The 26,042-nt window shown below is 60.9% G+C and carries 24 protein-coding genes; 14 read left to right on the top strand and 10 right to left on the bottom strand.

Annotated elements, in window-relative coordinates:
- Nucleotides 1–26 precede the first annotated feature (26 nt).
- Nucleotides 27–356 (top strand): hypothetical protein, encoded by a 330-nt coding sequence (locus JN524_RS19010; RefSeq protein ID WP_007961262.1) that lies wholly within the window; start codon nt 27–29, stop codon nt 354–356.
- A gap of 57 nt (nt 357–413) precedes the next feature.
- Here the strand turns inward: JN524_RS19010 and JN524_RS19005 are convergent, their stop codons facing one another.
- On the bottom strand, nt 414–827 hold the full coding sequence (locus JN524_RS19005; RefSeq protein WP_202370333.1) for a VOC family protein: 414 nt from the start codon (nt 825–827) through the stop codon (nt 414–416).
- A gap of 202 nt (nt 828–1,029) precedes the next feature.
- On the opposite strand from JN524_RS19005, the gene JN524_RS19000 reads away from it, so the two are divergent.
- Entirely contained in the window at nt 1,030–2,841 is a 1,812-nt protein-coding gene (locus JN524_RS19000) for an ABC transporter ATP-binding protein (RefSeq protein WP_202370332.1), read from the top strand.
- On the opposite strand, the gene JN524_RS18995 is transcribed toward JN524_RS19000, so the two are convergent.
- The 3 genes from JN524_RS18995 to JN524_RS18985 form a co-directional block, all read right to left on the bottom strand.
- Complete coding sequence (locus JN524_RS18995; protein ID WP_027611577.1) at nt 2,838–3,782, bottom strand: alpha/beta hydrolase; 945 nt, start codon at nt 3,780–3,782, stop codon at nt 2,838–2,840. The two genes, JN524_RS19000 and JN524_RS18995, sit on opposite strands and share 4 nt — an antisense overlap.
- Before the next feature lie 109 nt (nt 3,783–3,891).
- Nucleotides 3,892–4,890 (bottom strand): NAD(P)H-quinone oxidoreductase, encoded by a 999-nt coding sequence (locus tag JN524_RS18990; RefSeq protein ID WP_202370331.1) that lies wholly within the window; start codon nt 4,888–4,890, stop codon nt 3,892–3,894.
- A 61-nt stretch (nt 4,891–4,951) separates the two neighbouring features.
- A complete protein-coding gene (locus JN524_RS18985; protein WP_202370330.1) occupies nt 4,952–6,142 on the bottom strand; it encodes a YbfB/YjiJ family MFS transporter in 1,191 nt (396 codons plus the stop codon).
- A 109-nt stretch (nt 6,143–6,251) separates the two neighbouring features.
- Between JN524_RS18985 and JN524_RS18980 the strand changes: the two genes are divergently transcribed.
- Nucleotides 6,252–7,127: a LysR family transcriptional regulator gene (locus JN524_RS18980; protein ID WP_202370329.1), complete on the top strand. Its 876-nt coding sequence runs from the start codon at nt 6,252–6,254 to the stop codon at nt 7,125–7,127.
- A 182-nt stretch (nt 7,128–7,309) separates the two neighbouring features.
- Nucleotides 7,310–7,798, top strand: a complete 489-nt coding sequence (locus tag JN524_RS18975; protein WP_237403120.1) for a hypothetical protein — start codon at nt 7,310–7,312, stop codon at nt 7,796–7,798.
- Nucleotides 7,799–7,849: 51 nt separating this feature from the next.
- Here JN524_RS18975 and JN524_RS18970 read toward each other — a convergent pair whose 3' ends face one another.
- Nucleotides 7,850–8,572: a pirin family protein gene (locus JN524_RS18970; protein WP_202370328.1), complete on the bottom strand. Its 723-nt coding sequence runs from the start codon at nt 8,570–8,572 to the stop codon at nt 7,850–7,852.
- Between the two features lie 220 nt (nt 8,573–8,792).
- Here JN524_RS18970 and JN524_RS18965 point away from each other — a divergent pair, with 220 nt between their 5' ends.
- On the top strand, nt 8,793–9,743 hold the full coding sequence (locus JN524_RS18965; RefSeq protein WP_202370327.1) for a GlxA family transcriptional regulator: 951 nt from the start codon (nt 8,793–8,795) through the stop codon (nt 9,741–9,743).
- Between the two features lie 90 nt (nt 9,744–9,833).
- Entirely contained in the window at nt 9,834–11,303 is a 1,470-nt protein-coding gene (locus JN524_RS18960; RefSeq protein ID WP_202370326.1) for an ATP-binding protein, read from the top strand.
- Here JN524_RS18960 and JN524_RS18955 read toward each other — a convergent pair.
- Nucleotides 11,268–14,075 (bottom strand): ATP-binding protein, encoded by a 2,808-nt coding sequence (locus JN524_RS18955; RefSeq protein ID WP_202370325.1) that lies wholly within the window; start codon nt 14,073–14,075, stop codon nt 11,268–11,270. The genes JN524_RS18960 and JN524_RS18955 overlap by 36 nt on opposite strands.
- Nucleotides 14,076–14,418: 343 nt before the next feature.
- Here JN524_RS18955 and JN524_RS18950 point away from each other — a divergent pair, with 343 nt between their 5' ends.
- On the top strand, nt 14,419–14,988 hold the full coding sequence (locus JN524_RS18950) for a flavodoxin family protein (RefSeq protein ID WP_095136686.1): 570 nt from the start codon (nt 14,419–14,421) through the stop codon (nt 14,986–14,988).
- A 34-nt stretch (nt 14,989–15,022) separates the two neighbouring features.
- Here JN524_RS18950 and JN524_RS18945 read toward each other — a convergent pair whose 3' ends face one another.
- Nucleotides 15,023–15,478: a helix-turn-helix domain-containing protein gene (locus tag JN524_RS18945; RefSeq protein WP_202370324.1), complete on the bottom strand. Its 456-nt coding sequence runs from the start codon at nt 15,476–15,478 to the stop codon at nt 15,023–15,025.
- A 307-nt stretch (nt 15,479–15,785) separates the two neighbouring features.
- Here JN524_RS18945 and JN524_RS18940 point away from each other — a divergent pair, with 307 nt between their 5' ends.
- The 5 genes from JN524_RS18940 to ycaC all read left to right on the top strand — a co-directional run bounded on the left by JN524_RS18940 (nt 15,786) and on the right by ycaC (nt 20,494).
- Nucleotides 15,786–16,709, top strand: coding sequence for a LysR family transcriptional regulator (locus JN524_RS18940; protein WP_096796195.1), 924 nt, complete (start codon nt 15,786–15,788; stop codon nt 16,707–16,709).
- Between the two features lie 188 nt (nt 16,710–16,897).
- Entirely contained in the window at nt 16,898–17,314 is a 417-nt protein-coding gene (locus JN524_RS18935; RefSeq protein ID WP_202370323.1) for a DoxX family protein, read from the top strand.
- A complete protein-coding gene (locus tag JN524_RS18930; protein ID WP_095136682.1) occupies nt 17,307–17,933 on the top strand; it encodes an antibiotic biosynthesis monooxygenase in 627 nt (208 codons plus the stop codon). The genes JN524_RS18935 and JN524_RS18930 overlap by 8 nt, the downstream gene beginning before the upstream one ends.
- A 30-nt stretch (nt 17,934–17,963) precedes the next feature.
- Nucleotides 17,964–19,802, top strand: coding sequence for an amidohydrolase (locus JN524_RS18925; protein ID WP_202370322.1), 1,839 nt, complete (start codon nt 17,964–17,966; stop codon nt 19,800–19,802).
- Nucleotides 19,803–19,870: 68 nt separating this feature from the next.
- Nucleotides 19,871–20,494, top strand: a complete 624-nt coding sequence (gene ycaC / locus JN524_RS18920) for an isochorismate family cysteine hydrolase YcaC (RefSeq protein ID WP_007961287.1) — start codon at nt 19,871–19,873, stop codon at nt 20,492–20,494.
- Between the two features lie 87 nt (nt 20,495–20,581).
- Here ycaC and JN524_RS18915 read toward each other — a convergent pair whose 3' ends face one another.
- Both JN524_RS18915 and JN524_RS18910 read right to left on the bottom strand, forming a co-directional pair.
- Nucleotides 20,582–22,009, bottom strand: a complete 1,428-nt coding sequence (locus tag JN524_RS18915) for a mechanosensitive ion channel family protein (RefSeq protein WP_202370321.1) — start codon at nt 22,007–22,009, stop codon at nt 20,582–20,584.
- A 108-nt stretch (nt 22,010–22,117) separates the two neighbouring features.
- Nucleotides 22,118–23,137, bottom strand: a complete 1,020-nt coding sequence (locus JN524_RS18910) for an alpha/beta hydrolase (RefSeq protein ID WP_202370320.1) — start codon at nt 23,135–23,137, stop codon at nt 22,118–22,120.
- 129 nt (nt 23,138–23,266) lie between these two features.
- On the opposite strand from JN524_RS18910, the gene JN524_RS18905 reads away from it, so the two are divergent.
- Complete coding sequence (locus tag JN524_RS18905) at nt 23,267–24,154, top strand: LysR family transcriptional regulator (RefSeq protein ID WP_007961294.1); 888 nt, start codon at nt 23,267–23,269, stop codon at nt 24,152–24,154.
- A 200-nt stretch (nt 24,155–24,354) separates the two neighbouring features.
- Complete coding sequence (locus JN524_RS18900) at nt 24,355–25,161, top strand: class I SAM-dependent methyltransferase (RefSeq protein ID WP_202370319.1); 807 nt, start codon at nt 24,355–24,357, stop codon at nt 25,159–25,161.
- A 134-nt stretch (nt 25,162–25,295) separates the two neighbouring features.
- Here JN524_RS18900 and JN524_RS18895 read toward each other — a convergent pair whose 3' ends face one another.
- Nucleotides 25,296–25,988, bottom strand: coding sequence for a GNAT family N-acetyltransferase (locus JN524_RS18895; RefSeq protein WP_202370318.1), 693 nt, complete (start codon nt 25,986–25,988; stop codon nt 25,296–25,298).
- Nucleotides 25,989–26,042: the final 54 nt, after the last annotated feature.

Here is a 26,042-nt window from a genome sequence, read left to right as displayed (position 1 = left end):
TTTTTTCAAAAGGTTAGGTTGGCTATATGCGGACGATTGTCATAACCGTTGCAACGCTTTCCCTGGCTGCTTTCGCTTCGGCCATTGAAGCGAGGGAGTTGAGCAAGAGTCACCGGTTTGCCTGTACCTGGGGCTCGGACATCGCCGCCGGCGCACAACAGTCGAAGCTCTCGGGGATCTCGTTGTACGGCGCGCGCAAGCAGTTGCAGGTGCGCAAGTTCCAGCAACCGTGGATGCGCATGACGGCAATGGGGATTACCGAGCAGACCTACAACAGCACGTCGAAGCTCAAACCTGCAGCGGTCAAGCAGACCTATTACGAACAATGCGTGCGGCATGAGCTGGCCCAGCGATAAATCAAAAAGCCCAACCTGAAGAGGTTGGGCTTTTTCATGCCTGAAGAAACGTCGGCGTTACTTGTCAGTCTCGCAATTGATCATCCACGACACCCCAAAGCGATCGACCAGCATGCCGAACCGGGCGGCCCAGAACGTGGTTTGCAGCGGCATGTCGACGCGAGCGTCCTTGGCCAGCGCGTTAAACACTCGCTCGGCTTCGGCAATGCTGTCGACGTTGAGGGAAATCGAGCAGCCGCTCATTCCCCCGGTCGGGCGATCAGGTGTGGTGTCCGAGGCCATGATCATCTGGTCGCCAACCTTCAGGCAGGTATGGTTGACGAGGTTGTGGTGCTCTTTCGGTACGTGTTCGGCGGCGGGTGTTTCGCCGTAGGTCATCATTGCTTCGAGTTTGCCCTGCAAGGCTTGTTCGTAAAAGTTGAAAGCCTCGCGGCAGTTGCCGTTGAAGATCAGGTAGGGATTGATTCGCATGATGGCGTTCCTGGCAGTAGGCGCGGAGAGAGGCGATGTTCGCCAGGTTCCGCGAAAGGCGGTTAAACCATAGCAAAGCATTGGACGCCGCAACGGCCAGAGTTTTTCCAGATGTTTTTCTTCTGAAAACGCCGCGCTTCAGCACGGATAAAACCTGCGGAGTACCATGACACCCTGTATGACCTATCGAGCTTGTTCTGCCATGCCTTTGATTTCCCGCTTCAACGCCTTGATCGATCAGGCCCGGCGCGCCCTGTTGCTGGTCTGGGCGACTTCACGCGGTTTATTTCTGGGCCTGGTGCTGGCGACCCTGATTGCCGGCGTTCTGCCGGCGTTGGCAGCGTGGCTGGGCCAGCGCATTGTCGATGCGGTGGTGACGGCGATGCAGTTGCACGCGCAGCAGGGCGATGCACCGCTGTGGCCGGTGTTGCGTTATGTGCTGATGGAGGCGGGCGTGCTGGCGTTGTTGTCCGGTACACAACGGGCGCTCTCGGTGCAGCAGTCGTTGTTGCGGGTGCAGTTGGGGCAGAAGGTCAACACGCTGATTCTGGAAAAGGCGCAGACCCTGTCGCTGGTGCAGTTCGAGAACTCCGAGTTCTACGACAAGCTGGTGCGCGTGCGCCGCGAAGCCTCGACCCGGCCGCTGGCGTTGGTGATGAAGTCGCTGGGGTTGATCCAGAACCTGATCATGCTGATCAGCTTCGGTGTGCTGCTGGTGCATTTTTCGCCGTGGGCGCTGTTGTTGCTGGTGATTGGCGCGTTGCCGGTGTTCTTTGCCGAGGCGCATTTCTCCGGCGACGCGTTCCGCCTGTTCACCCGCCGGGCCCCGGAGAGTCGGCAGCAAAATTACATCGAAACCTTGCTGTCCCATGAGGCCTATATCAAAGAGGTCAAGCTGTTCGGCTTTGCGCCGTTGCTGTTGCAGCGCTATCGGGACACCTTCGCCAAGCTCTACGCCGAGGATCGGCGTCTGACATTGCGTCGTGATGGCTGGGGTTTCGGTCTCGGCTTGCTCGGTACAGGGGCGTTCTATCTGGCTTATGCCTGGGTGGTGATCGATGCGGTGCACGGCAATATCAGTCTCGGTCAGATGACCATGTACCTGGTGTTGTTCAAGCAGGGCCAGAGTGCGGTCAGCAGCAGCCTGAGTGCGATCAGCGGTTTGTATGAGGACGGTCTGTACCTGTCGAGCCTGTATGAGTATCTGGCCGAACCGGTGTTGGCTGATTGCGGTTATCTCACCGTTGGCGCGTATCCGGGTGATGGCCTGCGTTTTGAAAACGTCGGTTTCCGTTATCCGGGGGCCAGCCGTGCCGCACTGGAAGGCATCGACCTGCACCTGGTGCCGGGCAAGAGCGTGGCGCTGGTGGGGGAGAACGGCTCAGGTAAAACCACGCTGATCAAATTGCTGACGCGCCTGTATCGGCCCGATCAGGGTCGGATTCTGCTTGATGGCAGCGATTTGCAGGATTGGGAAGAGAACACCTTGCGGCGGCGTATCGGCGTGATTTTTCAGGACTACATTCGCTACCAGTTCACTGTGGGCGAAAACATCGGCGTGGGGGATACCTCGGCGTTCAACGATGAATCGCGCTGGCAGGCCGCAGCGGCCGAAGGCATGGCCGCGCCGTTCATTGAAGGCCTCGACCGTGGCTATGCCACGCAGTTGGGCCGCTGGTTTGCTGGCGGTCAGGAGTTATCGGGCGGGCAATGGCAGAAGATTGCCTTGTCCCGGGCCTATATGCGCCGCGATGCCGACATCCTGATTCTCGACGAGCCGACCTCGGCGCTGGATCCGGCAGCGGAAGCGGCAGTGTTCGAGCATTTCAGTCAGCACACTGAAGGGCGCATGACCCTGCTGATCTCCCATCGCTTTTCCAGCGTGCGCAACGCCGATCAGATCATGGTGCTGGAGGGCGGACGGATATTGGAACAGGGCGATCACGACAGCTTGATCGCCGCCAACGGACACTACGCCAAACTGTTCGATCTGCAGGCGCGCGGCTATCGCTAGGAGTCCTGCGCGCTGCGCACCAATGCTGGGCCGGCCACGCGCGGCGCGGGTTTGGACTGCATCAGCGCATCGATCGCCTTGCGATAATTCTGACCGCCCAACGCCATGCTGTTGTTGTGGGTGGCACCCGGCACCAACAGCAGTCGTTTCGGTTGTTGGGCAGCGTTGAACAGCTGCTCGCTGAAGCGCGGCGGCACGAACGCGTCGGCCATGCCGTGCACCACCAGCAATGGCATGTGAATCTCGGCGATCTTGTCGATGGAGTCGAATTTCTGCGACAGCAGCCAGCGCACCGGCAGCGAAGTGTTGGCCACCGCCGCCGCCACATCGGCGAGAGAGGTGAAGGTCGACTCGATCACCAGGCCCTTGACCGGCAGCGGGGTATGATCCCGAGCAGCGTCCTGGCCGAGTTCGGCGGCCAGATCAATCGCCACGGCGCCGCCCAGAGAGTGACCGTAGATCAGGCGCTTGCTTGGGTCGGGCTGCAGCAGTTTGAAGCGCTCCCACGCCACACGGGCATCTTCGTACACGCTGCTTTCCGAAGGCAGGTCACCCTTGCTCTGGCCGAAACCACGGTAGTCGATGGCCAGTACCGAGTAGCCGGCCGCGCGCAACTGCTCGATGCGGAACAGCTGTCCGGTGAGGTTCCAGCGCACGCCATGCAGATAGAGAATCGCCGGAGCGTTCGGTCGTTCCGCGGGCCACCACCAGGCATGAATATTCTGCCCGGCCTTGAAGCTCTTGGGCTGCAAGTCGAGTTCCTGCACGCTGCCCGGCAAGCCGTGATACCAGCCGGCCGTGCCCGGTTCGATGCGAAACAGCAGTTTGCGCTCGGTGTGCTCGAGCACCGCACAACTCGTCGGCACGCCAATGATCAGCGCAGCCATGCAGGCGAACGCCAGACGGCGACGACGCAAACGGGTCATGAAGGACAGGAACATTAAACGGTTCACCACAGCGCAGACAAAGAAGGCTTTTTACCAGAAGGCTCGGTCTGCGCGTGACTTTTTCGACCACCGTCTACTCGCAACGATTACAAAATGCTGCGGCTCACTCCACCCGCAGCACAATTTTGCCGATGTGGTCGCCACCTTCCATGCGCGCATGCGCCTGGGCGGCATCGTTCAGCGAATAAACCTTATCGATGATCGGCAGGCAGCGTCCGGCGTTAAGCGCCGGCCACACGTGTTCACGCAGTTGCTCGGCAATTTCGGCCTTTTCCTCTGCGGTGCGCGCTCGCAGCAAGGAGCCAGTGATCACCGCACGCTTGGCCATGATCGCCAGCAGGTCGATGTCGTTGGCCTTGCCGCCACCAAGAAAGCCCAGCATCACCAGCCGGCCATCCATCGCCAGCGCGCTGACATTTCCGTTGAGGTACGAGGCGCCCATGATGTCGAGAATCGCGTTCACCCCTTGGCCTGCAGTTTTTTCGGCGATGACCGTGGCGAAATCCTGCTCGCGATAATTGATCGGCTGCCCACCCAGTTTGCTGATTGCCGCGCATTTATCGGCACTGCCGGCGGTGGCGAAGGCTTCGATGCCGAACTCGCGGCACAGCATCAGCGCGGTGGTGCCGATACCGCTGGTGCCGCCGTGAATCAGCACGCGCTGACCGCGCTGAACGTCGCCGAGGCCGAACAGGTTGGCCCACACGGTAAAGAAGGTTTCCGGGATAGCGGCGGCCTGCACCCAATCCAGTCCATCGGGGATCGGCAGGGTTTGTCCGGCCGGGACGTTGCAGTATTCGGCGTAACCGCCACCGTTGGTCAGCGCGCAGACCTTGTCCCCCACGGCAAACTGACTGATACCTGCACCCAGCGCCACCACTTCGCCGGCCACTTCCAGACCGGGGATCGGGTTCATGCCCGGCTTCATTGGATACTTGCCGGCCCGTTGCAGGGCGTCGGGACGGTTGATCCCGGCGGCATGCACGCGGATCAGCACTTCACCGGCTGCAGCGACGGGCAGGGGCACACGTTTGGCTTGCAAGACTTCCGGGCCACCGGGTTGAGTGATTTCGATCCGGGTCATTTCGTTGGGCAAAGTCATGTCGATTCCTGTTGCTTGAGGTTCTGAAGATGGGAGCGTAGCCCGCGGGCAATGATTCCCTTCAATTTTCACAGACGCGTGGTTCAGTCGCCGAGGGCAGCCATTTCAGGGCGTGCTCCAGAAGGATCGCCACGGCAATCGCCCCTGCGGCGATCACGAAGAGCATTGCGTGCTGACCGCCCGTGGCATTGAACAGCGCCGAATAGGCAAAACCGGCCAGCGCCTGAAACGTGGCAAACGATACGGTGGCGCGACTCCAGGCGATTTGCTGGCGATGGTGATCCGGCACCAGTTCATGCACGCGGGCCAAGGCCAGCGGGACGATGCCGGGCGGGAATGAACCGACGATCACTGCCAGCACGGCCAACGCCATGAAAGAGTGGGAAACCGCCAGCAGTCCCAGCGCAATCGCCTGCACCACCAATACCAGCCGAATGCCCATTCGCGCGCCAAGCCGATCCGCGAGAAAGCCATAACTTACCGGACCGACAATTGCGCCCAGGCCATACATCACCCAAACCAGGGCACCAATCTGCGCCCCGGCACCGAGCCCGCGAGCCACGTAATCCACCAGAAACACCATGGCCGGTACCAGACCTGCGGCCATGAATGCGTATTGCCCGAACAGCAAATAGACGGCGGAGGGCGTTGGCTCAATCGCCGCGCCTGCGTGAGTGGCGGTCGGTTGCGGTAGATCAGCAGGCCAGCCAAACCAGCTTATTGCGGTCAGCAACAACGACAATCCGCCCAGTCCCAACCAGGTGGCGTGCAGGCCCATATTCAACAAGGGCGGGACGATGGTTCCGGAGGCGGCGATGCCCAGGCCGATGCCGAGAAAAATCGCACCGCTGGCCAGCCCTTTGCGGGATGCCGGCACGTGGGGCAGTACAGTCGCCGCCACCAGCACCATAATTGCGCCGCCGGTAATCCCCGACAACAACCGCCAGCCAAAGAACCAGCTCACCGACAATGGAAATGCACAGGCAAAAAACGCTGCGGTGACCAGCAACATCATCAGTCGCAGGGCGTTTTTATTGCCCAGTTGCCGCGCTATCGGCCGGCCGAGCAGGGCGCCGATCAGATAGCCGACCAGATTGGCTGCGCCGAGGTAGACCACGTCGTTGGCAGAAAACCACTGCGCCTGAATCAGCGAGGGAATAAGCGGTGTATAGGCAAAACGCGCCAGACCAATGCCGACCAGGCTGGCGCAGAGTCCCGAGAAAATCGGTAACGCTGAGGTGGATGTACGCATGACAGCATTCCTGAGGAAGGTCTATGGCGCTCAGGATATCGGCTATCTTTGCTGCGGTAATGCAGCGATTTGGCTTTATAGTGATGCAAATTCGCATCGGGTGAGTAGCATGAACTGGGATGATGCGCGGGTATTTCTCGCGGTATGCAGGGAGTCGACATTACGCGGCGCAGCGCGGGTTCTGGGGGTGGATCAGGCGACTGTCGGGCGACGGATCACGGCGCTGGAAAAGTCCCTGAGCGCGACCTTGTTCCTGCGCACCTCTGACGGCTACGCATTGACCGCGGTCGGCGAAGCCGCGCTCAAAAGCGTGGAGAAAATGGAGCAGTCGGCGCTGGAACTTGAGCGGCAGATTCAGGGCCTGGATGATCGTCTGACCGGCAACGTACGCGTCAGCACCACCGATTCATTGGCCATCGACTTCCTGATCCCGGCCATTAGCCGCCTGCACGCGCTGCACCCGGACGTGCGTGTGCAACTGGACGCCTCTACGCAGATCCTCAGCCTGGCCAAGCGCGAGGCCGACATCGCTGTGCGCAATACCCGGCCTGACAATCCCGATCTGATCGCGCGGCGGATTGCGCGCTGGCCCGTGGGATTGTTCGCATCACAGGCGTATATCGACGCCCATGGCATCCCGCCTCAGGGTACCGCGTTCGAAGGCCATGATCTGGTGGTCTACCAACCGTATTTGCAGACGCACAAGGACATGACGCTGGTTTGTGAACCGCTGCATCGCGGGCGGATTGTCGCCAGCCTGAGCTCCAGTCTGCTGGTACGGCGCTCGATTGCGGCTGGCCTGGGCGTAGGAGAAATTCCGGTGTACATGGGCGAGCGCGATGGCCTGATCAGGCTTTGGCCGGAGCGCAATCGCCCGCAACCGTATGAGGTCTGGCTGGTGACCCACGCGGACTTGCGCCACACCGCACGGGTCAGGGCGGTGATTGAGCAGATTGTCGAGGCGTTTGCACTGGAGAATGAGTGACGGCTCAAAGCGCTTTGGAGAAGCTACATCGTCTGACGAAACGCCCTACATCCACAGCAGAATCAGCCGGCTTGTGGGCTTGGAGCGCCAGCCCTATGGTGGATGCAACTCGCAGCGCCAGAAAATCGGCTGGTGAGTGATGCGCCAAGGAATTTATCGGTAACCCAAGGAAGGGGATCGGATTGAAAGCCAGGGAATTCGAGCAATATCAAACCACCGACATATTGAGCAAAGGTCGTAACACACAAGCCATGAACGCTATCAGTCGTGAAGAATTCAACGCCAGGATCGAGACCATCGAGGCAAGGATGGATGCTCGGGTAGAGCGAGTGCACGCCGATATCAGAGAGTTCCTTTGCTCGCAGGCAGAGCGAGACAAGGCTAATGAGCGCATCCAGTGTGAGCGAGATAAACGCTACGACTCGATGATTCAAGGCATTGCCATCGAGTCCAGAGAGGCGCTCAAAAAGGCGGGTTCCGTGAATGCCAACGTCTGGATGGCAACGGCTGTGCATCTGTTTGGTGTGGTCAGTATTGTCGTGGGCGGGTATTTCGCCAGTCAGGCCAACCTGTATGCAGCGATACAAACAACCTTGGCGGCGGTTCAGGCGGGCAAAGAAGTCGGCGCAGCCAAGCCTGCCGAGCAGCCATCACCGGTGTTGCCAAAATAAAAAAACGGCCTTCAATCGAAGGCCGTTTTTGTTGGCTTTGGAAACCCTGCCTCATGGCATTTGCGGCAGCTCTTGCGGACGCAAGTCAAACACCAGCACTTCGGCATCCACGCCATTGCTCAGGGTCAGTGCCTGTTCTTCACGAACCCGCACGCCGTCACCTTCCTGCAGCAACTGGCCATTGAGTTCAACACTGCCGCGAGCCACATGTACGTAGGCGTAACGGTTGGCCGAAAGTTTCAGGGTGGCGCTTTCCTTGCCGTCGAACAACCCGGCGTAAACCCGCGCATCCTGGCGCACTGTCAGCGAACCATCGCTGCCGTCCGGCGAGATGATCAGTTGCAGGCGACCGCGTTTTTTCTGCGCACTGAAGTGCTCCTGTTGATAGCGCGGTTCGGCGCCGCTGATCTCCGGCACAATCCAGATTTGCAAAAAGTGCACGGGCTTGGTGGCCGAATGATTGAACTCGCTGTGCGCCACGCCGCTGCCGGCGCTCATCAGTTGTACGTCGCCAGGGCGGATCACCGAGCCGGTGCCCAACGTGTCTTTATGTTCCAGTGCGCCTTCGAGCACGTAGGAAAAGATCTCCATGTCGCGATGCGGGTGCTGGCCGAAACCTTTGCCGGCGGCAACGCGGTCATCGTTGATCACCAGCAGGTCGGAAAAACCCTGTTCACGTGGGTCGCGGTAGCTGGCAAAGGAAAAGGTGTGGAACGACTTCAACCAGCCATGATTGGCGAGGCCACGATCGGAGGCTTTGCGAAGAGTCAGCATGATGAAATCTCCTTGGGGGACGTGAATTCGTCCGAGTGAGGAGAAGGTTACTATTTACTCTTTGGAGTAATAAGTAGATAGAAATTGAAATACTGTCCCTTTCTGGTTGACAGTTGTGTGCGCTCGATCACGCATTTTTTTCCGACGACTGTGCCGCAGTTGGCCATAATGCTCAGCCAGTCTTGTCCGTCCATTTTTCATTATCAGTGATGTGTACCCCATGAAAACCGTGGCCATGGTGTTGTTCCCCGACTTTCTGCTGCTCGACATGGCCGGGCCGCTGGAAGTGTTTTCGGTGGCCAATCGCTATTTGAAACCGGAGTCGCACTATCAGCTGACCACCCTTGGCACCGAGCGCGGGCCGTTGCGTGCGTCCAACGGTGTGCTGGTACACACCGACCGGCATATCGAACAAGCCCTTGAGCGCTACGATTTGCTGCTGGTGCCAGGAGGGCCGGGGGCCTACAACGAAAAACACCCGGCGTTGCTGGCCTGGCTGAAAGCGGCCGTGCCCTGTGCCGAGCGATATGGTTCGATCTGCACCGGCGCCTTCGTGCTCGGCCATGCCGGGTTGCTCGATGGCTATCGGGTGACCACTCACTGGAACTACACCGAACGCCTGATCAAGGCATTTCCAAAGGCGAGCGTCGCCACCGACCAGATTTTCATTGAGGATCGCAATCTGATCACCTCTGGCGGGGTCACGGCCGGCATCGACCTGGCGCTGGCGCTGGTGGCGCAGGATCACGGCAAGAAGTTGGCCCAGGACGTCGCCAAAGTGCTGCTGGTGGTGATGAAACGTCAAGGCGGACAGGCGCAGTTCAGCCCCTTGATGGCGGCAGTGGCGCCTCAGGAAACCCCGATCACCCGAGTACAGAATTACGTCCTGGACCATCTCGACGAAGCGTTCAGTGTCGAGCGCATGGCTGGATTGGCCAACATGAGTGCACGGCACTTCGCGCGGACGTTTGTCCGAGACATCAATATGACGCCGATGGAGTTCCTGCAAAGTGCGCGTATCGACTGCGCACGAAATCTTTTGGAAACCACTGACCTGCCTTTGAAAACTGTGGCCTACAAGAGTGGTTTTGGCAGTGTTCGGCACATGCGTCTGTTGTTCGCGGAAAGACTCGGCCTTACGCCTGTGCAATACCGCGAACAGTTCAGCTAGAGCGGTTCTGTCCGTTGTGCGCACCCGGATGTCCGTGCTGCGCCCTGTGTGAAGGTTGTGCCGTCATCGCAGGCTGCCAAGATTGTTGGCATGAACAGCCTCAACGATTTGCACTCGGCGTCAGTCCTGTATTTCGGCCCTTACGCCTTTCATTTGCGCCAACGGCTGATCCTCCACGGGGATCAGCAACTGCGCATGGGCGGGCGAGCGCTGGACATTCTGCAGTTGTTGGTCGAGCGCGCAGGCCGAGTGGTCAGAAAGGAAGAGCTGATTGCACGGGTCTGGCCCACTTCGGTGGTCGAAGAGATCAATCTTCGCGTCCACATTGCTGCCCTGCGCCGGGCGCTCGGTGACGGTGAGAACGGCCAGCGCTACATCGTCAATGTGCCGCAATGTGGCTACAGCTTCGTTGCTCCGGTGCACGGCGACAATTTCGAGCACGTGGTCCTGGAACACCTGCAAGCGCCACAACACAACTTGCCTGTGCGGCTGACGCCGATGACCGGTCGCGATTCAGTGGTGGGCTCGATGGTGCGGCAATTGCCACTGTGCCGATTGATGACCGTGACGGGGCCTGCGGGTGTCGGCAAAACCACGGTGGCGTTGCGTGCTGCAGAGTTGCTGTTACAGCATTTTCGCGACGGGGTCTGGCTGGTGGACCTGGCGGTAGTCAACGACGCCACGCCACTGCTCGATTATCTGTTGCACACCCTCGAAACCGATCTCGTCACGCTGGCAGCGCGTCACAGCTTGCTGGTGCTGGATAACTGCGAGCATCTGCGTGAAGCCTGCAAGGCTCTGGTTGAACGTTTACTGGAGGCCGCGCCACGGTTGTCGATTCTTGCGACCAGTCGCGAAGCATTGCAGGCCAGTCAGGAGACCGTGCAGATATTGCCGCCACTGGCCATTCCCAAGTCCTCAGCGTTGGGCAGTGTCGAAGAGACCATGAGCTATTCGGCCGTGCAGTTGTTTGTCAGTCGTGCCCGAGCCAGGCAGCAGGGTTTTACCCTGCGTGAACAGGATCTCAATGCTGTGCGCGACATCTGTCGGCGGCTCGATGGGCTGCCACTGGCGATTGAACTGGCGGCGGCGCACATTGATGCGCTGGCGTTGGTCGGCTTGCAGTCACAACTCGACAATTGTTTACAGCTGCTCAGCCATGGTCGGCGTACGGCCGTGCCACGCCATCAAACCCTGAAAGCCGCGCTGGACTGGAGCTACCAGCACCTGAATGAGCAGGAACAGCGGGTGCTGCAACGCCTGTCGGTCTTCAAAACGGCGTTTGCCATTGATGCGGCGATGGGTGTCATCAGTTGCGCGCAATTACCCCCATCGACGTTGGCCCTGATGATTGATCGGTTGGCGCAGAAGTCTTTGCTGGCGGTGGAGCGGGGCAGTGCCGGGTTGCGCTATCGCATGCTCAACACCACTCGTCGATACGCCCGCGAACAACTGGAACGCAGCGGTGAATCCAACGAGTACGAGCGTCGGCATGCGCGCTTCGTCAGCCGCAGTCGTTGGGTGTCAGGCTCGCAGTTGGCGGCCCAACTCGTCGAGTAACCAGCGCACCTTGCGCAGGTCCGGGGTGGCGTAGCCCTCGGTGAAGCGTTGATAGATCGGGTTCAATAACGCCAGTGCTTCGCGGTAGCGGTTCTGCCGTTGCCACAACTGCGCCAGCGAAGTAGCACTGCGCAGTTCCCAGGCCAGGGCGCCCTGGGTTTGCGCGATCGACAGTGCCTGGAGCAAGACCTTTTCGGCTTGCCGGGTGCTGCTGTCGGGGCAAGCCGATTGTTCAAGCAACATGCGATCGGCCCGAGCCCGCAGAATCTCCGCTGTGCTCCAGCCTGCAGCTCCGCTGTGTGCCCGCTCAAGCAACGCATCATCAACAAAGCGGCTGTCCAGGGTCACCATGATTTCCCTGATCAGGCCGCTGTCATCGGTCGCTATCGGCACGGCGGCATCGGCGTCGAGGACCTGCGCGTATTGCCGTGCCCAGCGATAGAACAGCAATACGGAATGCTTCTGCGCCTGCTCCAGCAACATCTGCAGCAAAGCACGGGCGTTTTGCGGGTCACCGTTGTAATGAGCAATCAGGCAACTGGCTAGCGCCAGGGTGTAGCAGATCGAGGTGCCGTGGTTGATTTGCACGGCGATGTCCAGTGCCTGCCTGGCCGTACGCCAGGCCTGTTCAGGGAAACCTTGCAGCCACAACACCCGGGCCAGCACCGTCAGCGAGGCGACGCTCTGGTCGTACTGCACGCCGAAGCCATGGGTGAAGCGGTTGGGGTTGCCGTTTTGCGCCATGCGCTGAATCACTTGCTCGGCATGCAGGCGTGCCTGCTGCTGGTCGCCGGCGTAATGCAGCGCCAGCACCCGCAGGCGATGTGTACTCAGCGACAGCTGCGGGTCGCCGTGCAGGCCGAGCCGATCAAACTGCTCGCTCTGTTCCAGCGCCGACCGATAGTGGCCACAGCTGAGGTTGACCGCCATGTGCCCGGACACTGCACGTAGTTGGCCAGCCACGTCGTCGTAGGCTTGCGCCAGCGCATGGGCATCGACGAATGCGGCGATGGTTTCCGGGGTACCACCCCAGGTGTGGTAGCAGGCGCTGCCGAGCGCCAGTTTCAGCGCGATCTTCACCCGAGGGCAAGGTTCGGCAGCGTTTTCCAGCAGGGCCAGCGCCTGACGCACGTAACCGCCGTATTCCTTGAGCAGCGACAACTCTTGCCACAGGGGCGCCGAGGTCGCGGCCAGATAAATCCCCACATCATTGGGGCCTGCACCGTTCAGGCTCCAGTCGAGCGCCGCGCGCAGGTCTTCCAGACCGCGTGCGTAGCGTTCGATCCACAGGGCGGTTGAGGTAGTTTCCCAATCGGTCTGCGCCTGATACATCAGCGCCAGACAACGTTCAGCGTGGCGTTCGCGGTTTTCGGCGAGTTCGGCGCCTTGCTCGAGTTTTTCCAGGGCATAGCGGCGCGTGGTGTCGAGCAACCGATAGAACACTTCTTCGTCACCGACTTCGACGTTGAGCAACGATTTGGCGACCAATTGTGTGATCGAACCGAACACCTCGCCGGGCTGGATCTGCTGTCCACCGATCACCGCAGCGGCGGACTCCAGCGTGAAGCCACCCCGAAACACGCCGAGCCGGCGCAGGCAGGTCTGTTCGCAATCGGTCAGCAGGTTGAAGCTCCAGTCCAGCGTGGCACGCAGCGTCTGGTGGCGCTCCACGCTGCTCTGATTGCCGGCAGCCGATACCGGCAGACGCCCTTGCAGCTGGCTGAGCAAACCCTGCAGGCCGAGTTCTCCAACCTGCGCCGCCGCCAGCTCCAGCGCCAGTGGAATGCCGTCCAGACGCCGACAGATTTCAAGCGCATCGGGCAACTCGGCGTCGCTCAATTCGAAGCCCTCGTGCGCGGCCAGGGCGCGTTCGGCAAACAGTTGCAGTGCCGAAAAACTCAACGCCTGCGCACGATCAAGCACGGCAATCGGCGGCGGGTAATCGAGGGATTCAAGGCGTTGCACATACTCGCCTTCGGCACGCAGGCTCTCGCGGCTGGTGGCCAGAATGTGGATCTGCGGCGCACCGCGCAAAATGCTTTCGCTGAGCAATGCCATGGCGTCGATCAGGTGTTCGCAATTGTCGATCACCAGCAGCATCTGGCGCTCGCGCAGCGCATTGACGAGGTGGGTCAGCGGATCGTTGTCATGCGGCACCACATCCAGCAGGGCCGCCAGGTGCGAGCAGATCATTCGTGCGTCGTTGATCGGCGAAAGATCCAGTAGCCGGATACCGTCCCGATAGTGGCCGATCATCTGCTCGGCAACGCGCAGGGCCACGGTGGTTTTGCCGATGCCGCCGGGGCCGACCAGCGTGATGCAGCGCTGGCGTGGCAACTGCCTGATCAGGCTGTCGACCAGCGGCTGGCGGCCGATCATTCGCGTGCGGCGCAGTGGCAGGTTATGCCGGGTGCCGGTTTCGGCGCAGGTTTGCTGTTCGATCGATTGCAGCCTGATCGGTGCGACAAAACTGTAGCCGCGCTGCGCCACCGTGACGATGTATCGCTGCCCGCCCTGACCGTCGCCCAGGGCTTTGCGCAACGCCGCCATGTGCACCCGCAGATTGATGTCTTCCACGATGCTGTCCGGCCACACGCCGGCAATCAGTTGCTGCTTGCTCACGACATCGCCGGCATGCGCCAGCAGGATCAGCAGAATATCCATGGCACGTCGGCCCAGGCGTAACGGCTGCTCGCCCTCAAGTAGCAGCCGTTTGCCGGGCTGAATCCGATAGGGGCCGAAACCGAGGGCCTGATTCGGGGGAAGACTCAACAGCTCACTCCTGCGAAATTTTTATAATCCTGCCCACGGCGTGTGAAGCCTCCGTGAAGGGCAGCGCGGATCAGCGTCAGCGGCACGCAAGCCTTCTAATCCGCAGTTTTGCGGACATATTCCGCAGGTTCTGGCGTCAGTGCAACGTGCAGATTGCCGGCAATGCTCGAAAGTGATGCAGCGATCGGCATTTTTGCCCGCTGCAATGTTCAGACCAGCGCTTTGTCTCGCGGACAATTAACAACGATTAACTCGTCTGTGTTCGCTTCAAGTCCAAAAATCCGATGAAGCAGGCCTGGACCTGACGGCTGCAATGGAATGCACGCGTGCGGAGGGCGACGCAATGAGCAACGTGGTGGTGGTCTATCACAGCGGCTATGGCCACACTCGCGTCATGGCAGAAGCCGTGGCGCAGGGCGTCGAACGGCACTTGGGCAGTACCTGCCGGTTGGTGGCGGTAGAAGAAGTCGAGTTCTATTGGGATGAGTTGCACCGCGCCGACGCGATCATTTTCGGTGCGCCGACTTACATGGGCAGCGCGTCGGCGGGCTTCAAGCATTTCATGGAGGCCAGCGCGGCGTTCTATCTGGCAAAACCATGGCGCAACAAGGTTGCCGCCGGGTTCACCAATTCCGGAAGTCTGTGCGGGGACAAGCTCAATACATTGCTGCAAATGGCGGTGTTCGCCGCGCAGCATTCGATGATCTGGGTGGGTCTCGACCTGCTCCCGGCGCGCTCGGTGGCGGGCTGCTTCGATGGTCAGTTGAATCGTCTGGGCAGCTCGCTCGGGGCCATGTCGCAATCCAATGTCGAACAGCCCCCCGAGCAGGCGCCGCCGCTCGAAGACCGGCGCACGGCGGCACACCTGGGCGAGCGGGTGGCGCAAGTGGCGCAGCGGTTGAGGCAGCAATGAAGCGCAGGGAAATGAGCTTGACGCGCGACAGCGTCTAGACCGCCAGGCGTATGCCGACAGGCGCGGCCGCTGCCTGCGGTCTTTCGGGCTTCATACCCGGCACCTCACGACACCGCCAGGCGAACGGGCTGATCCCTTCGCTGCGGGTGAAGATATGGCAGAAGTGTGCCTGATCGCAGAAGCCACATTCCAGGCTGATCTGCGTCAGGCTCAAGTGAGTGAACCGGATCAACTGCTTGGCGCGAGCGATGCGCTGGGTGCGGATCCAGTCCTGTGGCGAGAGTCCGGTACTGCATTTGAACGCCCGGGAAAAATGACTGCGTGACAACGAACAGGCCTCTGCCAGTTCGGTGACTTCCAGGCTTTCACCCAGGCGATCGAGGATCAACTGTTTGGCCCGCCGTTCGCGCTGCGGACTGAGACCGCCGTTGCGCGGTGTGCGGGATTCGCTGGAGGGGGCGAGGGCGACTGTTTGTTGTAAGTGAGCCATGGCCAATGTCCGTGTCGGGGGGCAACGCACGCTCGGCACGTTTCCCTCTGGTCAAAAAAACAATGTTTCGCAGAGGGTTTCATTGTTGGACGGGGCCGGAAGACTGACGAGTTAAACGTTGTTAATTGCGCTGCAAAACGTTGAACTCAGCACATCGCCGCAAGTCGTCGCCATCGACAGACATTTCCAATGGGTGCCGGTGAAATACGGCCCATACAAACGTGCGGCCAACGTACCGTTGATCAAGTAAAGTACGGCGCTATCGCACCCGACTGAACACGACTTCCCAAGCAAGGAACACGAGCCCATGAACCGTAACGATCTGCGTCGCGTCGACATGAACCTGCTGGTGATTTTCGAAGCGCTGATGTTCGAAAAGAACCTGACTCGCGTCGCCGAAAAACTGTTCATGGGCCAACCCGCGGTCAGTGCGGCGCTGGGTCGTTTGCGCGACCTGTTCGATGATCCGTTGCTGCTGCGCAACGGTCGCAGCATGGAGCCGACCGCCCGCGCGCTGGCGATTCTGCAGGAGCTGCAACCGGCGATGGATGTGATCTCCGGCGCGGTCAGCCGGGCCAAGGAGTTCGACCCGGCCAGCAGTTGCGACGTGTTCCGCATCGGCCTGTCGGACGACGCCGAGTTCGGTCTGTTTCCGCCGCTGCTGCGACAGCTTCAGCAGGAAGCCCCGGGGATTGTCGTGGTGGTGCGACGTGCCAATTATCTGTTGATGCCGGCGCTGCTGGCGTCCGGGGAAATCTCGGTCGGCGTCAGTTACACCACCGATCTGCCGGCCAACGCCAAGCGCAAGAAACTGCGCGACATTCCCTGCAAAGTGCTACGCGGCGATGATCGGCCTGGGCCGCTGACGCTGGACGAATACTGCGAGCGCCCGCACGCGATGGTGTCGTTCTCCGGTGACCTGAGCGGCAACATCGATCTGGACCTGGCCAAGGTTGGCCGGCGTCGGCGCGTGGTGCTCGGCGTGCCGCAGTTCAGCGGTTTGCGTGCGTTGCTCGCCGGCACTGAAATGATTGCTACCGTGCCGGACTATGCCGCGTGCGCGCTGGTCGAAGGCTGCGCCTTGCGCGCCGAAGATCCACCGTTCCCGATCGACGCCGCACAGCTGTCGATGGCCTGGAGCGGGGTGCATGACAACGACCCGGCCGAGCGCTGGCTGCGCTCGCGGATCAGCCAGTTCATGGCGGCGCCGCTGGATATCCCGCCTGCCTGACATCTTCTCCGTGTAGGAGCTGCCGAAGGCTGCGATCTTTTGATTTTTTGTTGAAGATCAAAAGATCGCAGCCTTCGGCAGCTCCAACACAACGCAATCGAGTCTGTTGGTAACTGAGCACATCCATTCAATTTTCCCTCGCCCGCACCGAGCATGATTCAACCCGATAAGGATTAAAGGGTAGGGTCATGAGCGCATCACAACGCGATGAACAGGCACAGGATGTCGGTCTGCTGTTTCTGCGGGTCAGCGGCGGGCTGTTCCTGCTGTGGGTCCACGGTTTGCCCAAGCTGCTGGACTTCAACGCGCAATTGCAGCAGATCGAAGACCCGTTCCACCTCGGCGCGCACCTCACACTCTGCCTGGCGATTTTCGCTGAAGTCCTCTGTCCGCTACTGATCGTCGCCGGGGTGCTGGCGCGATTGGCCTGCTTGCCTATTCTTTTTGTTCTGCTGGTGGCGCTGCTGGTCGTGCATCCGCAATGGAGTGTGGCCGAGGGGCAATTCGGCTGGTTGCTGTTGATCCTGTTCGCCACTGTGTTTATCGCCGGGCCGGGACGCCTGGCGCTCAATGTTCGTCTGCCCGGAGTGCTGCGTTATGCCTGAAGCCCTGAGTCCAAAAGCACCGGGGGTCGGTGAAACCGTGACCCTGATCGTCAAGCACCGGGTCAAGGCCGGGTTTGAACAGCCTTACGAAGCATGGTTGCGCAATATCGTCCGGGTCGCCGGGCAGCGCGACGGTCACCTCGGGGTCGACGTGGTGCGCGGCAAACTGGCCGGTCTCGACACCTACACCTGCGTCCTGCGCTTTTCCTCCACCGAGGCCATGCAGCTGTGGCTGGAGTCGCCGCAGCGTCAGGCGCTGGTGGATGAAGCAGCGCCGATGCTCGCTGATGGCGACCAGACCGAAGTCGCGCCGGTCAACGAATTCTGGTTTGCGCCGCTGGCCGATGCCGCAAAGCCGCCACCGCGCTGGAAGCAAGCGGTCATCACCCTGCTGGTGATCCTGCCGCACACGCTGCTGGTGCCACTGATCTGGGGGCCGCTGCTCAAGCTGCATCCGCTGCTTTCCAACTACGTGGTCGCCACATTCCTGATCACCCTGACCATCGTCCTGTCGGTGGTGTACGTGTTCATGCCCCGCGTAACCCGGTTGTTCGCGCCGTGGCTGGAAGCCGGTCAGGCCCATGCTCACGTCGAACCGGCGAAACAGCCGTCACGCTGACACCCATTCATCTACTCGAAAGGAACTGCGATGAACGCCGATCTGATTCTGTTCAATGGCCAATTTCATACCGTAGACCGCAGCAAGCCGCTGGCCAGTGCGGTGGCGATCAAGGACGGGCGCTTTGTGGTCGTCGGTAACGACACCCAGGCCATGGCCCTGCGTGGTTCGGCCACGCAAGTGATCGACATGCACGGACGCTGCGTGATCCCCGGCCTCAACGACTCGCACTTGCACCTGATCCGTGGCGGCCTCAACTACAACCTCGAATTGCGTTGGGAAGGCGTGCCGTCGCTGGCCGATGCGCTGCGCATGCTCAAGGAGCAGGCCGACCGCACGCCGACCCCGCAATGGGTGCGTGTGGTCGGTGGCTGGAACGAATTCCAGTTCGCCGAAAAACGCATGCCGACTCTTGAAGAGCTCAATCAGGCCGCGCCAGACACCCCGGTGTTCGTCCTGCACCTGTACGACCGCGCGCTGCTCAACCGTGCCGCACTGCGCGTCGCCGGTTACACCCGCGACACGCCGAACCCACCGGGCGGCGAGATCGTGCGTGATGCCAACGGCAATCCGACCGGGATGCTGGTGGCAAAACCCAACGCGATGATTCTGTACTCGACGCTGGCCAAGGGGCCGAAGCTGCCGCTGGAATATCAGGTCAACTCGACCCGGCAGTTCATGCGCGAACTCAATCGCCTCGGCCTGACCAGCGCGATCGATGCCGGCGGTGGTTTCCAGAACTATCCAGATGACTATCAGGTGATCGAGCAACTGGCCAAGGATGATCAGTTGACCGTGCGCATCGCCTACAACCTGTTCACCCAGAAGCCCAAAGAAGAGCTGACTGATTTCCAGAACTGGACCGGCAGCGTCAAGTTGCATCAGGGCGACGATTACCTGCGGCACAACGGCGCTGGCGAGATGCTGGTGTTCTCCGCCGCCGACTTCGAAGACTTCCTCGAACCGCGTCCGGACCTGCCGCAGACCATGGAGCAGGAACTGGAGCCGGTGGTGCGCCATCTGGTCGAGCAGCGCTGGCCGTTCCGTTTGCACGCCACGTACAACGAATCGATCAGCCGCATGCTCGACGTGTTCGAGAAGGTCAATCGTGACATTCCGTTCAACGGTCTGCCGTGGTTCTTCGATCACGCGGAAACCATCACCCCGCAGAACATCGAGCGGGTGAGGGCGCTGGGCGGCGGCATCGCGATTCAGGATCGCATGGCGTTCCAGGGCGAATACTTCGTTGACCGTTACGGCGCGAAAGCCGCCGAAGCCACGCCGCCGATCAAACGCATGCTCGCCGAAGGCATACCGGTCGGCGCCGGCACCGATGCCACGCGGGTTTCCAGCTACAACCCATGGACATCGCTGTACTGGATGGTCAGCGGACGCACCGTCGGCGGTCTGGCCTTGTACGAAGAAGGTCTGCCGCGCACTACCGCACTGGAACTGTTCACCCACGGCAGCGCCTGGTTCTCGTCCGAGCAGGGCAAGAAGGGCCAGATCAAGGTCGGGCAACTGGCGGATCTGGCGGCGCTGAGCGCGGACTTCTTCCACGTCGAGGAAGAAGCGATCAAGTGGATTGAGTCGGTGCTGACCGTGGTCGGCGGCAAGATCGTTTACGCCGCAGGCGATTTCGAAGACCTCGGCCCACGCTCGATCCCCGTGCTGCCGGACTGGTCGCCGGTGGTCAAGGTGCCGGGCCACTGGCGCCCGAATTCGCCTTTGCAGGCGCAAGTGCACCAGTGCGTTGGTGCCTGCGCAGTGCACTCGCACAGCCATGAAAAAGCCCGACTGTCGAACGCACCGGTCAGCGACTTTGCCGGGTTCTGGGGCGCGTTCGGCTGTTCCTGTTTCGCTTTCTGATCACTACAAAAAAGCGCCGGCCAACCGGTCGGCGCCTCACGCAACAACCATCCACCGAGGAGTTTCCCATGAGCGTTCCCTACAAGCGTCTGAACAAAGATGATGCGGTCGTGCTGCTGGTCGACCACCAGACCGGTCTGATCTCGCTGGTACAGGATTTCACCCCCAACGAGTTCAAGAACAACGTGCTGGCACTGGGCGACATCGCCAAGTTCTTCAAGCTGCCGACCATCCTCACCACCAGCTTCGACGCCGGCCCGAACGGTCCGATCGTGCCTGAGTTGCGCGAGCAATTCCCCGATGCACCATTCATTCAGCGCCCTGGCCAGATCAATGCCTGGGACAACGAAGACTTCGTCAAAGCGATCAAGGCCACCGGCCGCAAGCAACTGATCATCGCCGGTGTGGTGACGGACGTCTGCGTAGCGTTCCCGACCCTGTCGGCCATCGCTGAAGGCTTCGAAGTGTTCGTGGTCACCGATTCTTCCGGCACCTTCAACACCACCGTGCAACAAGCCGCGTGGGCGCGCATGTCGGCCGCCGGTGCACACCTGCTGAACTGGTTCTCGGTGGCGTGCGAGCTGCAAGGTGACTGGCGCAACGACATGGAAGGCCTGGCGCATCTGCTGTCCGAACGCCTGCCGAACTATCGCAACCTGATCAACAGCTACACCAAGTTCACTGCCAAGTAAGAAGATCAAAAGATCGCAGCCTGCGGCAGCTCCTACAGAGGAACGCGTTCCAATGTAGGAGCTGCCGCAGGCTGCGATCTTTTGCTTTTAACGTTTCTGCAACCAGCCGAGAAAACCACCCTTGCGCACCGCCACCGGTTTGGCCATCAACGCCAGCCGGCTGTTCTGCTGTCGCACCGCCTGCAATTTGTTCAGCGCCTGGCCGACTTCGCTGCGTTGCGCCATGCACTGGCGGGTCAGGGCTTTGTCGAGGCGATAGATGATGCTCGACGTGAGCGCGGTGAACGTGGCTTGTGACGGGGTATCGGCGATGATGCTTTGCTCGCCCATGACCTCACTCGGCCCCATGCGTCCAGCCTCGGTCTGGCCGTTGCCGTCGGGCACGGTTGCACTGACCACACCAGTGGCGATGACAAACAGACTGTCGGGTACTTCATCCAGCCCCAGCACCACCTGACCGGCCGCGTATTGCTGCGCGACCATCGATTCGGCGAGGCGATCACGTTCCTCATGGCTCAGCGAGCGGAAAACTTTCACTTCATCGAGCAACGCCCGGGCGCGGGTCGAGGGCTTGATCACGCCATCGGGATGGCGGGAAATACCTGCGGCTTCGAGATGCCGGTGGGCGAGGTCGAACAGTTGATTGCGCACTTCGCCTTTCTTGCTCAGTTCACTGATGAAACCGCTGGCGACATACTCCGACATCTCCTCGCCGGCCTCTTTCAACACGGCTTTGGGCGGCGGATTGAGCAGCAGACTGCTGCTGCCTTGCAGCGTGCGGTCGAGGGCGTCGAGCACCCGTCGTGGGCGAATGTGATTCGGCACCTTGATGCTGATCGACACCCCGTGCAGGTTGGTCGGGCGACTCAGATTGACGATCTTCGCCTTGGCCGCAACCGAGTTCGGCACCACCGCCAGGGTGCCGCTGCTGGTCAACAGATGCGTGGCGCGCCAGTCGATGTCGATGACCTTGCCCTCGACACCGTCGATCACCACGAAATCGTCGACCTGATACGGCTTGGTGGTGTTGAGCACGATCCCCGAGAACACGTCGCTCAAGGTGCTTTGCAACGCCAGACCGACGACGATCGCCACCACCCCGGAGGTCGCCAGCAAGCCCTTGACCGGCAGCTCCAGCACATAGCCGGCGGCCGCGACGATCGCCGCCAGAAACACCAGTGCGCCGATCACGTCCTGCAACAGCCGACCGCTGTGGCCGATGCGCCGCATCAGCGCCAGACCGATCACCTCGGTGAGCACCCGCGCGGCGTACAGCCACCAGACAATTGCCAGCGCGGTCGAGCCCAGTTGCATCACCCGGTCATTGGCGAACAGCGGCGCCTGCAACGGGCTGATCTCGGCGTTGATGATCAGTGCGCTGAACGCCAGAAACAGCGCCAGGCGAATGCCGACTCTCGGGGCGCGATGCTTGAACGGGGCGAGGTGCCAGAGCAGCGCGTCGAGCAGCAACAGGGCGGCGCTCCAGGACAGTGGGTGGTTGAGGAGCAAGGGCATGGTCGGTATTCCGCAGTGTCAGAGAGAAAAAAGATCGCAGCCTGCGGCAGCTCCTACAGGGAAATGCATTCCAGGGTAGGAGCTGCCGCAGGCTGCGATCTTTTGCTTTTATTGATTCAAATGCGTCTTCAGCTCAGCCGCCGCCTGCCGCACGGCCGCTTTCACTTCAGGAATCTGACTCAGCGGATTGAGCAAACCAAAGTCATGAATCATCCCGTTGTAACGCACCGACGTCACCGGCACACCGGCCGCATCCAGATGCCGCGCGTAGCCTTCACCTTCATCACGCAACACGTCGAATTCGGCGGTCTGTATCAGCGCGACGGGCAGGCCCTTGAGCTGTTCGGCGCTGGCGTTCAGTGGCGAGGCGTGGATCTGTGCGCGCTCGGCCGGGTTGGTGGTGTAGTTGTCCCAGAACCATTGCATCATGCCCTTGGTGAGGAAGTGGCCCTCGGCGAATTGCTGGTACGAACCGTCGTCGAATTGCGCGTTGGTCACCGGCCACATCAGCAGCTGGAAGCGCAGGGCCGGGCTCTGCTTTTCTTTGGCCATCAGCGCCACGACCGCCGCCATGTTGCCGCCGACACTGTTGCCGGCCACCGCCAGACGCTTGCCGTCGACCCCGATCTGCTTGCCGTTTTTCGCGACCCATTGGGTCGCGGCGTAAGCCTGATTGATCGCTGTTGGATACTGCGCTTCCGGCGACGGCGTGTAATCGACGTACACCGCGACCGCTCCAGAGCCGACCACCAGATCGCGAATCAGGCGCTGGTGCGTCGGGTAATCGCCCAACACCCAACCGCCGCCGTGGAAGAACATGAACACCGGCAATTCACCTTTGACCTTGGCCGGCCGCACCACTTTGAGGTTGATCGTCTGGCCATCGACCTTGATTGCCTTGTCGCTGACTTCAACTCCGGACAGGTCAACCTTTACCGAGGCCTGAGCGCCGGTCAGCACCGCACGGGCATCCTTCGGGCTGAGTTGCTCCAGCGGTTTGCCACCGCCGGCGGCGAGGGCTTCGAGGAACGCCTGGGTGTTGTATTCGACACCCGGGCTGCCAGCGGCGAACGCGTTGCCGATGGACAGGGCGAGGAGGGATGCGGTCAGGGTTTTTTTGATGTTCATGCTCAATTCCATTTTCGAAAGTTATTGGTGTTGTGTCGGGCTGTTTTCAAACCGTGAGCACAGATTAATGAGCTGTCGAAAAGTGAAAAAGCGGCTATAAAGCGTTTGACTGTCTACCAGAGAGTGACAATGAACCCGTTCGAAGACATGCGTATTTTTTGCCAGGTCATGGACTCCGGCAGCTTCACCGCCGCGGCCGATCAGTTGGGCCTGTCCAAGCAGTTCGTCAGCCGCCGTTTGATGCAGCTTGAAGAGCGCCTCGGTGTGCGGCTGTTGAACCGTTCCACCCGACGCCTCGACGTCACGCCACTGGGCCAGAGCTACTACGAATCGGCGCTGCGTCTGCTGGGCGAAGTGGAACAGGTCGAGCAGGGCATCGCCGGGCAGACCGCCGAGCCGCGCGGGACCATTCGCGTCAGTGCGCCGCTGTCGTTTGCCGTCGCGCATCTGGGGTGTCTGCTGCCGCTGTTCCTGCAGCGCTATCGCGATGTCACCGTGGAGGTGGATTTGAGCGACCGCCCGGTGGATCTGCTTGGCGAAGGTTATGACCTGGCGCTGCGCATTGGTGTGCTGGAAGACTCGACGTTGATTGCGCGGCGCATCGCCGCCATCGAACGGGTGTACTGCGCCAGCCCGGCGTATCTGGCCGAACGCGGCACTCCGCTCAACCCCGAAGACCTGCACAGCCACGACTGCCTGCCTTACGGCCATGGGCGTTCGGTGCAGTGGCGCTTCAACGCGGGGCAGGGCAAGCCGCTGCTGGTCAACGTCACCGGGCGCATGCGGGTGAACAACGGCGAGTTGCTGCGCGATGCGGCGGTGCAGGGGATGGGGATTACCTATCTGCCGACGTTCATTGTCGGCGCGGCGCTGAAGGACGGGCGTCTGGTACCTGTCCTCGACGATTACCGCCCTGAACCGCTGACCCTGTCGGCGGTGTACCCGCAACATCGCCAGGCGTCGCGCCCGGTGCAGGCACTGGTCGAGTTTTTGCGCGAACGCCTGAATCAGATGTAAGCGTTCCGAACTGTAGGAGCGAGCCTGCTCGCGAAAGCGGTGGTTCAGGCAATGAAGATGTTGGCTGGACCGACGCCTTCGCGAGCAAGCTCGCTCCCACAGTGGAACGGCGGTGTGGCTTACAAAGTCGCAACAACCGTACTGATCGGGCTGTTCTAGACTCGGGTCCGCTCAATCACGAGCATCGCCCGGAGTGCGCCATGGAAGTGCCCAACAATAAAACCGCCATCGACAGCAATCGACAGGCGTGGAACGATTCTGCTCGTCATCACCGTGAGTCGGCGGAATGGCAAGCGCTGTTGAACGAGGTGTCAAAGTCTGATTTTTCTTGCCTCGACGACACCTTGCGTGGCGTGCTGGAACAGGTCGGCGTCGATGGCAAAGCGCTGATTCAACTCGGTTGCAACAATGGTCGCGAAAGCCTGTCGCTGTTCGCCCTCGGTGCGTGCAGTGTGGTCGGCGTCGATCAATCGGAGGCGTTTCTCGAACAGGCCCGTGAGTTGAACCAGCGCTCGCCACACAACGCCGAATTCATCGAAAGTGATATCCATCACCTGCCGGCTGCGTTGCACAGCCGCTTCGACGTGGCGCTGATCACCATCGGCGTGCTGAACTGGATGCCTGACATCGGCGAGTTCTTTCGCCATGTCGCGCTGACTCTCAAACCGGGCGGCAAACTGGTGATCTACGAAACCCATCCGTTTCTGGAAATGGTCGACCCCGACGCCGAAGACCCGTACCGCCTCGCCAGTTCCTACTTCCGCGCCGAGCCATTCGTGCAGGAAGAACCGATCGTCTACGTCGGCAAGGTCGAACAGCAGGCTGCCAAGTCCTACTGGTTCGTGCACACCCTCGGCGCGATCTTCAGCGGTGCCATCGCGGCCGGGCTGAACATCGCGCACTTCAAGGAGTATGCGCACTCGAATCGGGAGGAGGTGTATGACCAGTATCTGAATCGCGAGGCGCAGATGCCGTTGTGCTTCACCTTGGTCGCTCGCAAAACCTGAGAATTTGTTGCTCCATCTGGCCTCATCGTGAGCAGGCTCACTCCTACACATGATCGGTGTCGTACACAAATCCACTGTGGGAGCGAGCCTGCTCGCGATGGCGGCCAAATGGCCGCCATGCCTCTAACGATTGATCACGCCTGCGCCGCCGCACTCACTACTGGCCGCCCAGGTTTGCGCAGGGGTTCCAGGCGTGAGCCTTGATAGCGGCTTTCGCGGTAGAAGCGCCAGCGGCCGAACAGGCCGTAGACGTGGGTGATGCGCCCTTGTTCGTGGTAGCCCATGCGGATGTGCAGTTTCATTGCCGGAATATTGCGCGTTTCGCAGGTGTCCACGACGGTATGACAGCCCTGGGCGGCCATGGCTTCCCAGAGGGCGACTTGCACGTCCACCGACAGGCTGGTGCCGAAGTAAGGCCGGGCCATTTCGCCGCCGAATTCGAAGAACTCGCCGGGTTTGACCGGGAACCAGCAGCCGTAATAGTGGCGGTCGTGGTAGTCGCGAATGCTGCCCCAGATGAATGCCACCGCGTGGCCGTCGGCATCGAGGTACATGTGCCCGGTGTGGCCTTCGGCGGCGAGTTCGGCCATGGTTTCCACGCGGTCACCGAAATGCTTGGCGAAGGCCCCGGTGTTGTGCGGTGTGATATCGACTTTGCGCACTCCCTCGTATGGCCGCAGCTTGTGTGGCGGCACCGGGGTCACCAGATCGCGCTCCATCCACAGCAGCTCCCAGTGGAAGAACACGTAGCGCTTCCACAGACTGGCGAAGAAGTTACGAAAGCCTTTTTGACGAATCCGGTCACGCAGTTTTCCGATGAAGTTCATGTTGCCCTCCGTGGCCGAAGCCCGGTGTGGTGGATGTTGCTGTTGTGGGGATGA

The sequence above is a fragment of the Pseudomonas sp. MWU318 genome, assembly GCF_016756945.1.
Taxonomy (GTDB): domain Bacteria; phylum Pseudomonadota; class Gammaproteobacteria; order Pseudomonadales; family Pseudomonadaceae; genus Aquipseudomonas; species Aquipseudomonas putida_A.
Note: the sequence above shows the minus strand (reverse complement) of the source record. Positions and strands in the feature narration are given on the sequence as shown.

Excerpts from the sequence above, each read along its gene's own strand:
- JN524_RS18915 (WP_202370321.1), bottom strand. The coding sequence starts at position 22,009 with ATGCCCTTGCTCCTCAACCACCCACTGTCCTGGAGCGCCGCCCTGTTG.
- JN524_RS18950 (WP_095136686.1), top strand. The coding sequence starts at position 14,419 with ATGAGCAACGTGGTGGTGGTCTATCACAGCGGCTATGGCCACACTCGC.
- JN524_RS19005 (WP_202370333.1), bottom strand. The coding sequence starts at position 827 with ATGCGAATCAATCCCTACCTGATCTTCAACGGCAACTGCCGCGAGGCT.
- ycaC (WP_007961287.1), top strand. The coding sequence starts at position 19,871 with ATGAGCGTTCCCTACAAGCGTCTGAACAAAGATGATGCGGTCGTGCTG.
- JN524_RS18980 (WP_202370329.1), top strand. The coding sequence starts at position 6,252 with ATGAACTGGGATGATGCGCGGGTATTTCTCGCGGTATGCAGGGAGTCG.
- JN524_RS18935 (WP_202370323.1), top strand. The coding sequence starts at position 16,898 with ATGAGCGCATCACAACGCGATGAACAGGCACAGGATGTCGGTCTGCTG.
- JN524_RS18970 (WP_202370328.1), bottom strand. The coding sequence starts at position 8,572 with ATGCTGACTCTTCGCAAAGCCTCCGATCGTGGCCTCGCCAATCATGGC.
- JN524_RS19010 (WP_007961262.1), top strand. The coding sequence starts at position 27 with ATGCGGACGATTGTCATAACCGTTGCAACGCTTTCCCTGGCTGCTTTC.
- JN524_RS18960 (WP_202370326.1), top strand. The coding sequence starts at position 9,834 with ATGAACAGCCTCAACGATTTGCACTCGGCGTCAGTCCTGTATTTCGGC.
- JN524_RS18895 (WP_202370318.1), bottom strand. The coding sequence starts at position 25,988 with ATGAACTTCATCGGAAAACTGCGTGACCGGATTCGTCAAAAAGGCTTT.
- JN524_RS19000 (WP_202370332.1), top strand. The coding sequence starts at position 1,030 with ATGCCTTTGATTTCCCGCTTCAACGCCTTGATCGATCAGGCCCGGCGC.
- JN524_RS18930 (WP_095136682.1), top strand. The coding sequence starts at position 17,307 with ATGCCTGAAGCCCTGAGTCCAAAAGCACCGGGGGTCGGTGAAACCGTG.
- JN524_RS18965 (WP_202370327.1), top strand. The coding sequence starts at position 8,793 with ATGAAAACCGTGGCCATGGTGTTGTTCCCCGACTTTCTGCTGCTCGAC.
- JN524_RS18995 (WP_027611577.1), bottom strand. The coding sequence starts at position 3,782 with ATGTTCCTGTCCTTCATGACCCGTTTGCGTCGTCGCCGTCTGGCGTTC.
- JN524_RS18905 (WP_007961294.1), top strand. The coding sequence starts at position 23,267 with ATGAACCCGTTCGAAGACATGCGTATTTTTTGCCAGGTCATGGACTCC.
- JN524_RS18945 (WP_202370324.1), bottom strand. The coding sequence starts at position 15,478 with ATGGCTCACTTACAACAAACAGTCGCCCTCGCCCCCTCCAGCGAATCC.
- JN524_RS18925 (WP_202370322.1), top strand. The coding sequence starts at position 17,964 with ATGAACGCCGATCTGATTCTGTTCAATGGCCAATTTCATACCGTAGAC.
- JN524_RS18910 (WP_202370320.1), bottom strand. The coding sequence starts at position 23,137 with ATGAACATCAAAAAAACCCTGACCGCATCCCTCCTCGCCCTGTCCATC.
- JN524_RS18900 (WP_202370319.1), top strand. The coding sequence starts at position 24,355 with ATGGAAGTGCCCAACAATAAAACCGCCATCGACAGCAATCGACAGGCG.
- JN524_RS18940 (WP_096796195.1), top strand. The coding sequence starts at position 15,786 with ATGAACCGTAACGATCTGCGTCGCGTCGACATGAACCTGCTGGTGATT.
- JN524_RS18985 (WP_202370330.1), bottom strand. The coding sequence starts at position 6,142 with ATGCGTACATCCACCTCAGCGTTACCGATTTTCTCGGGACTCTGCGCC.
- JN524_RS18990 (WP_202370331.1), bottom strand. The coding sequence starts at position 4,890 with ATGACTTTGCCCAACGAAATGACCCGGATCGAAATCACTCAACCCGGT.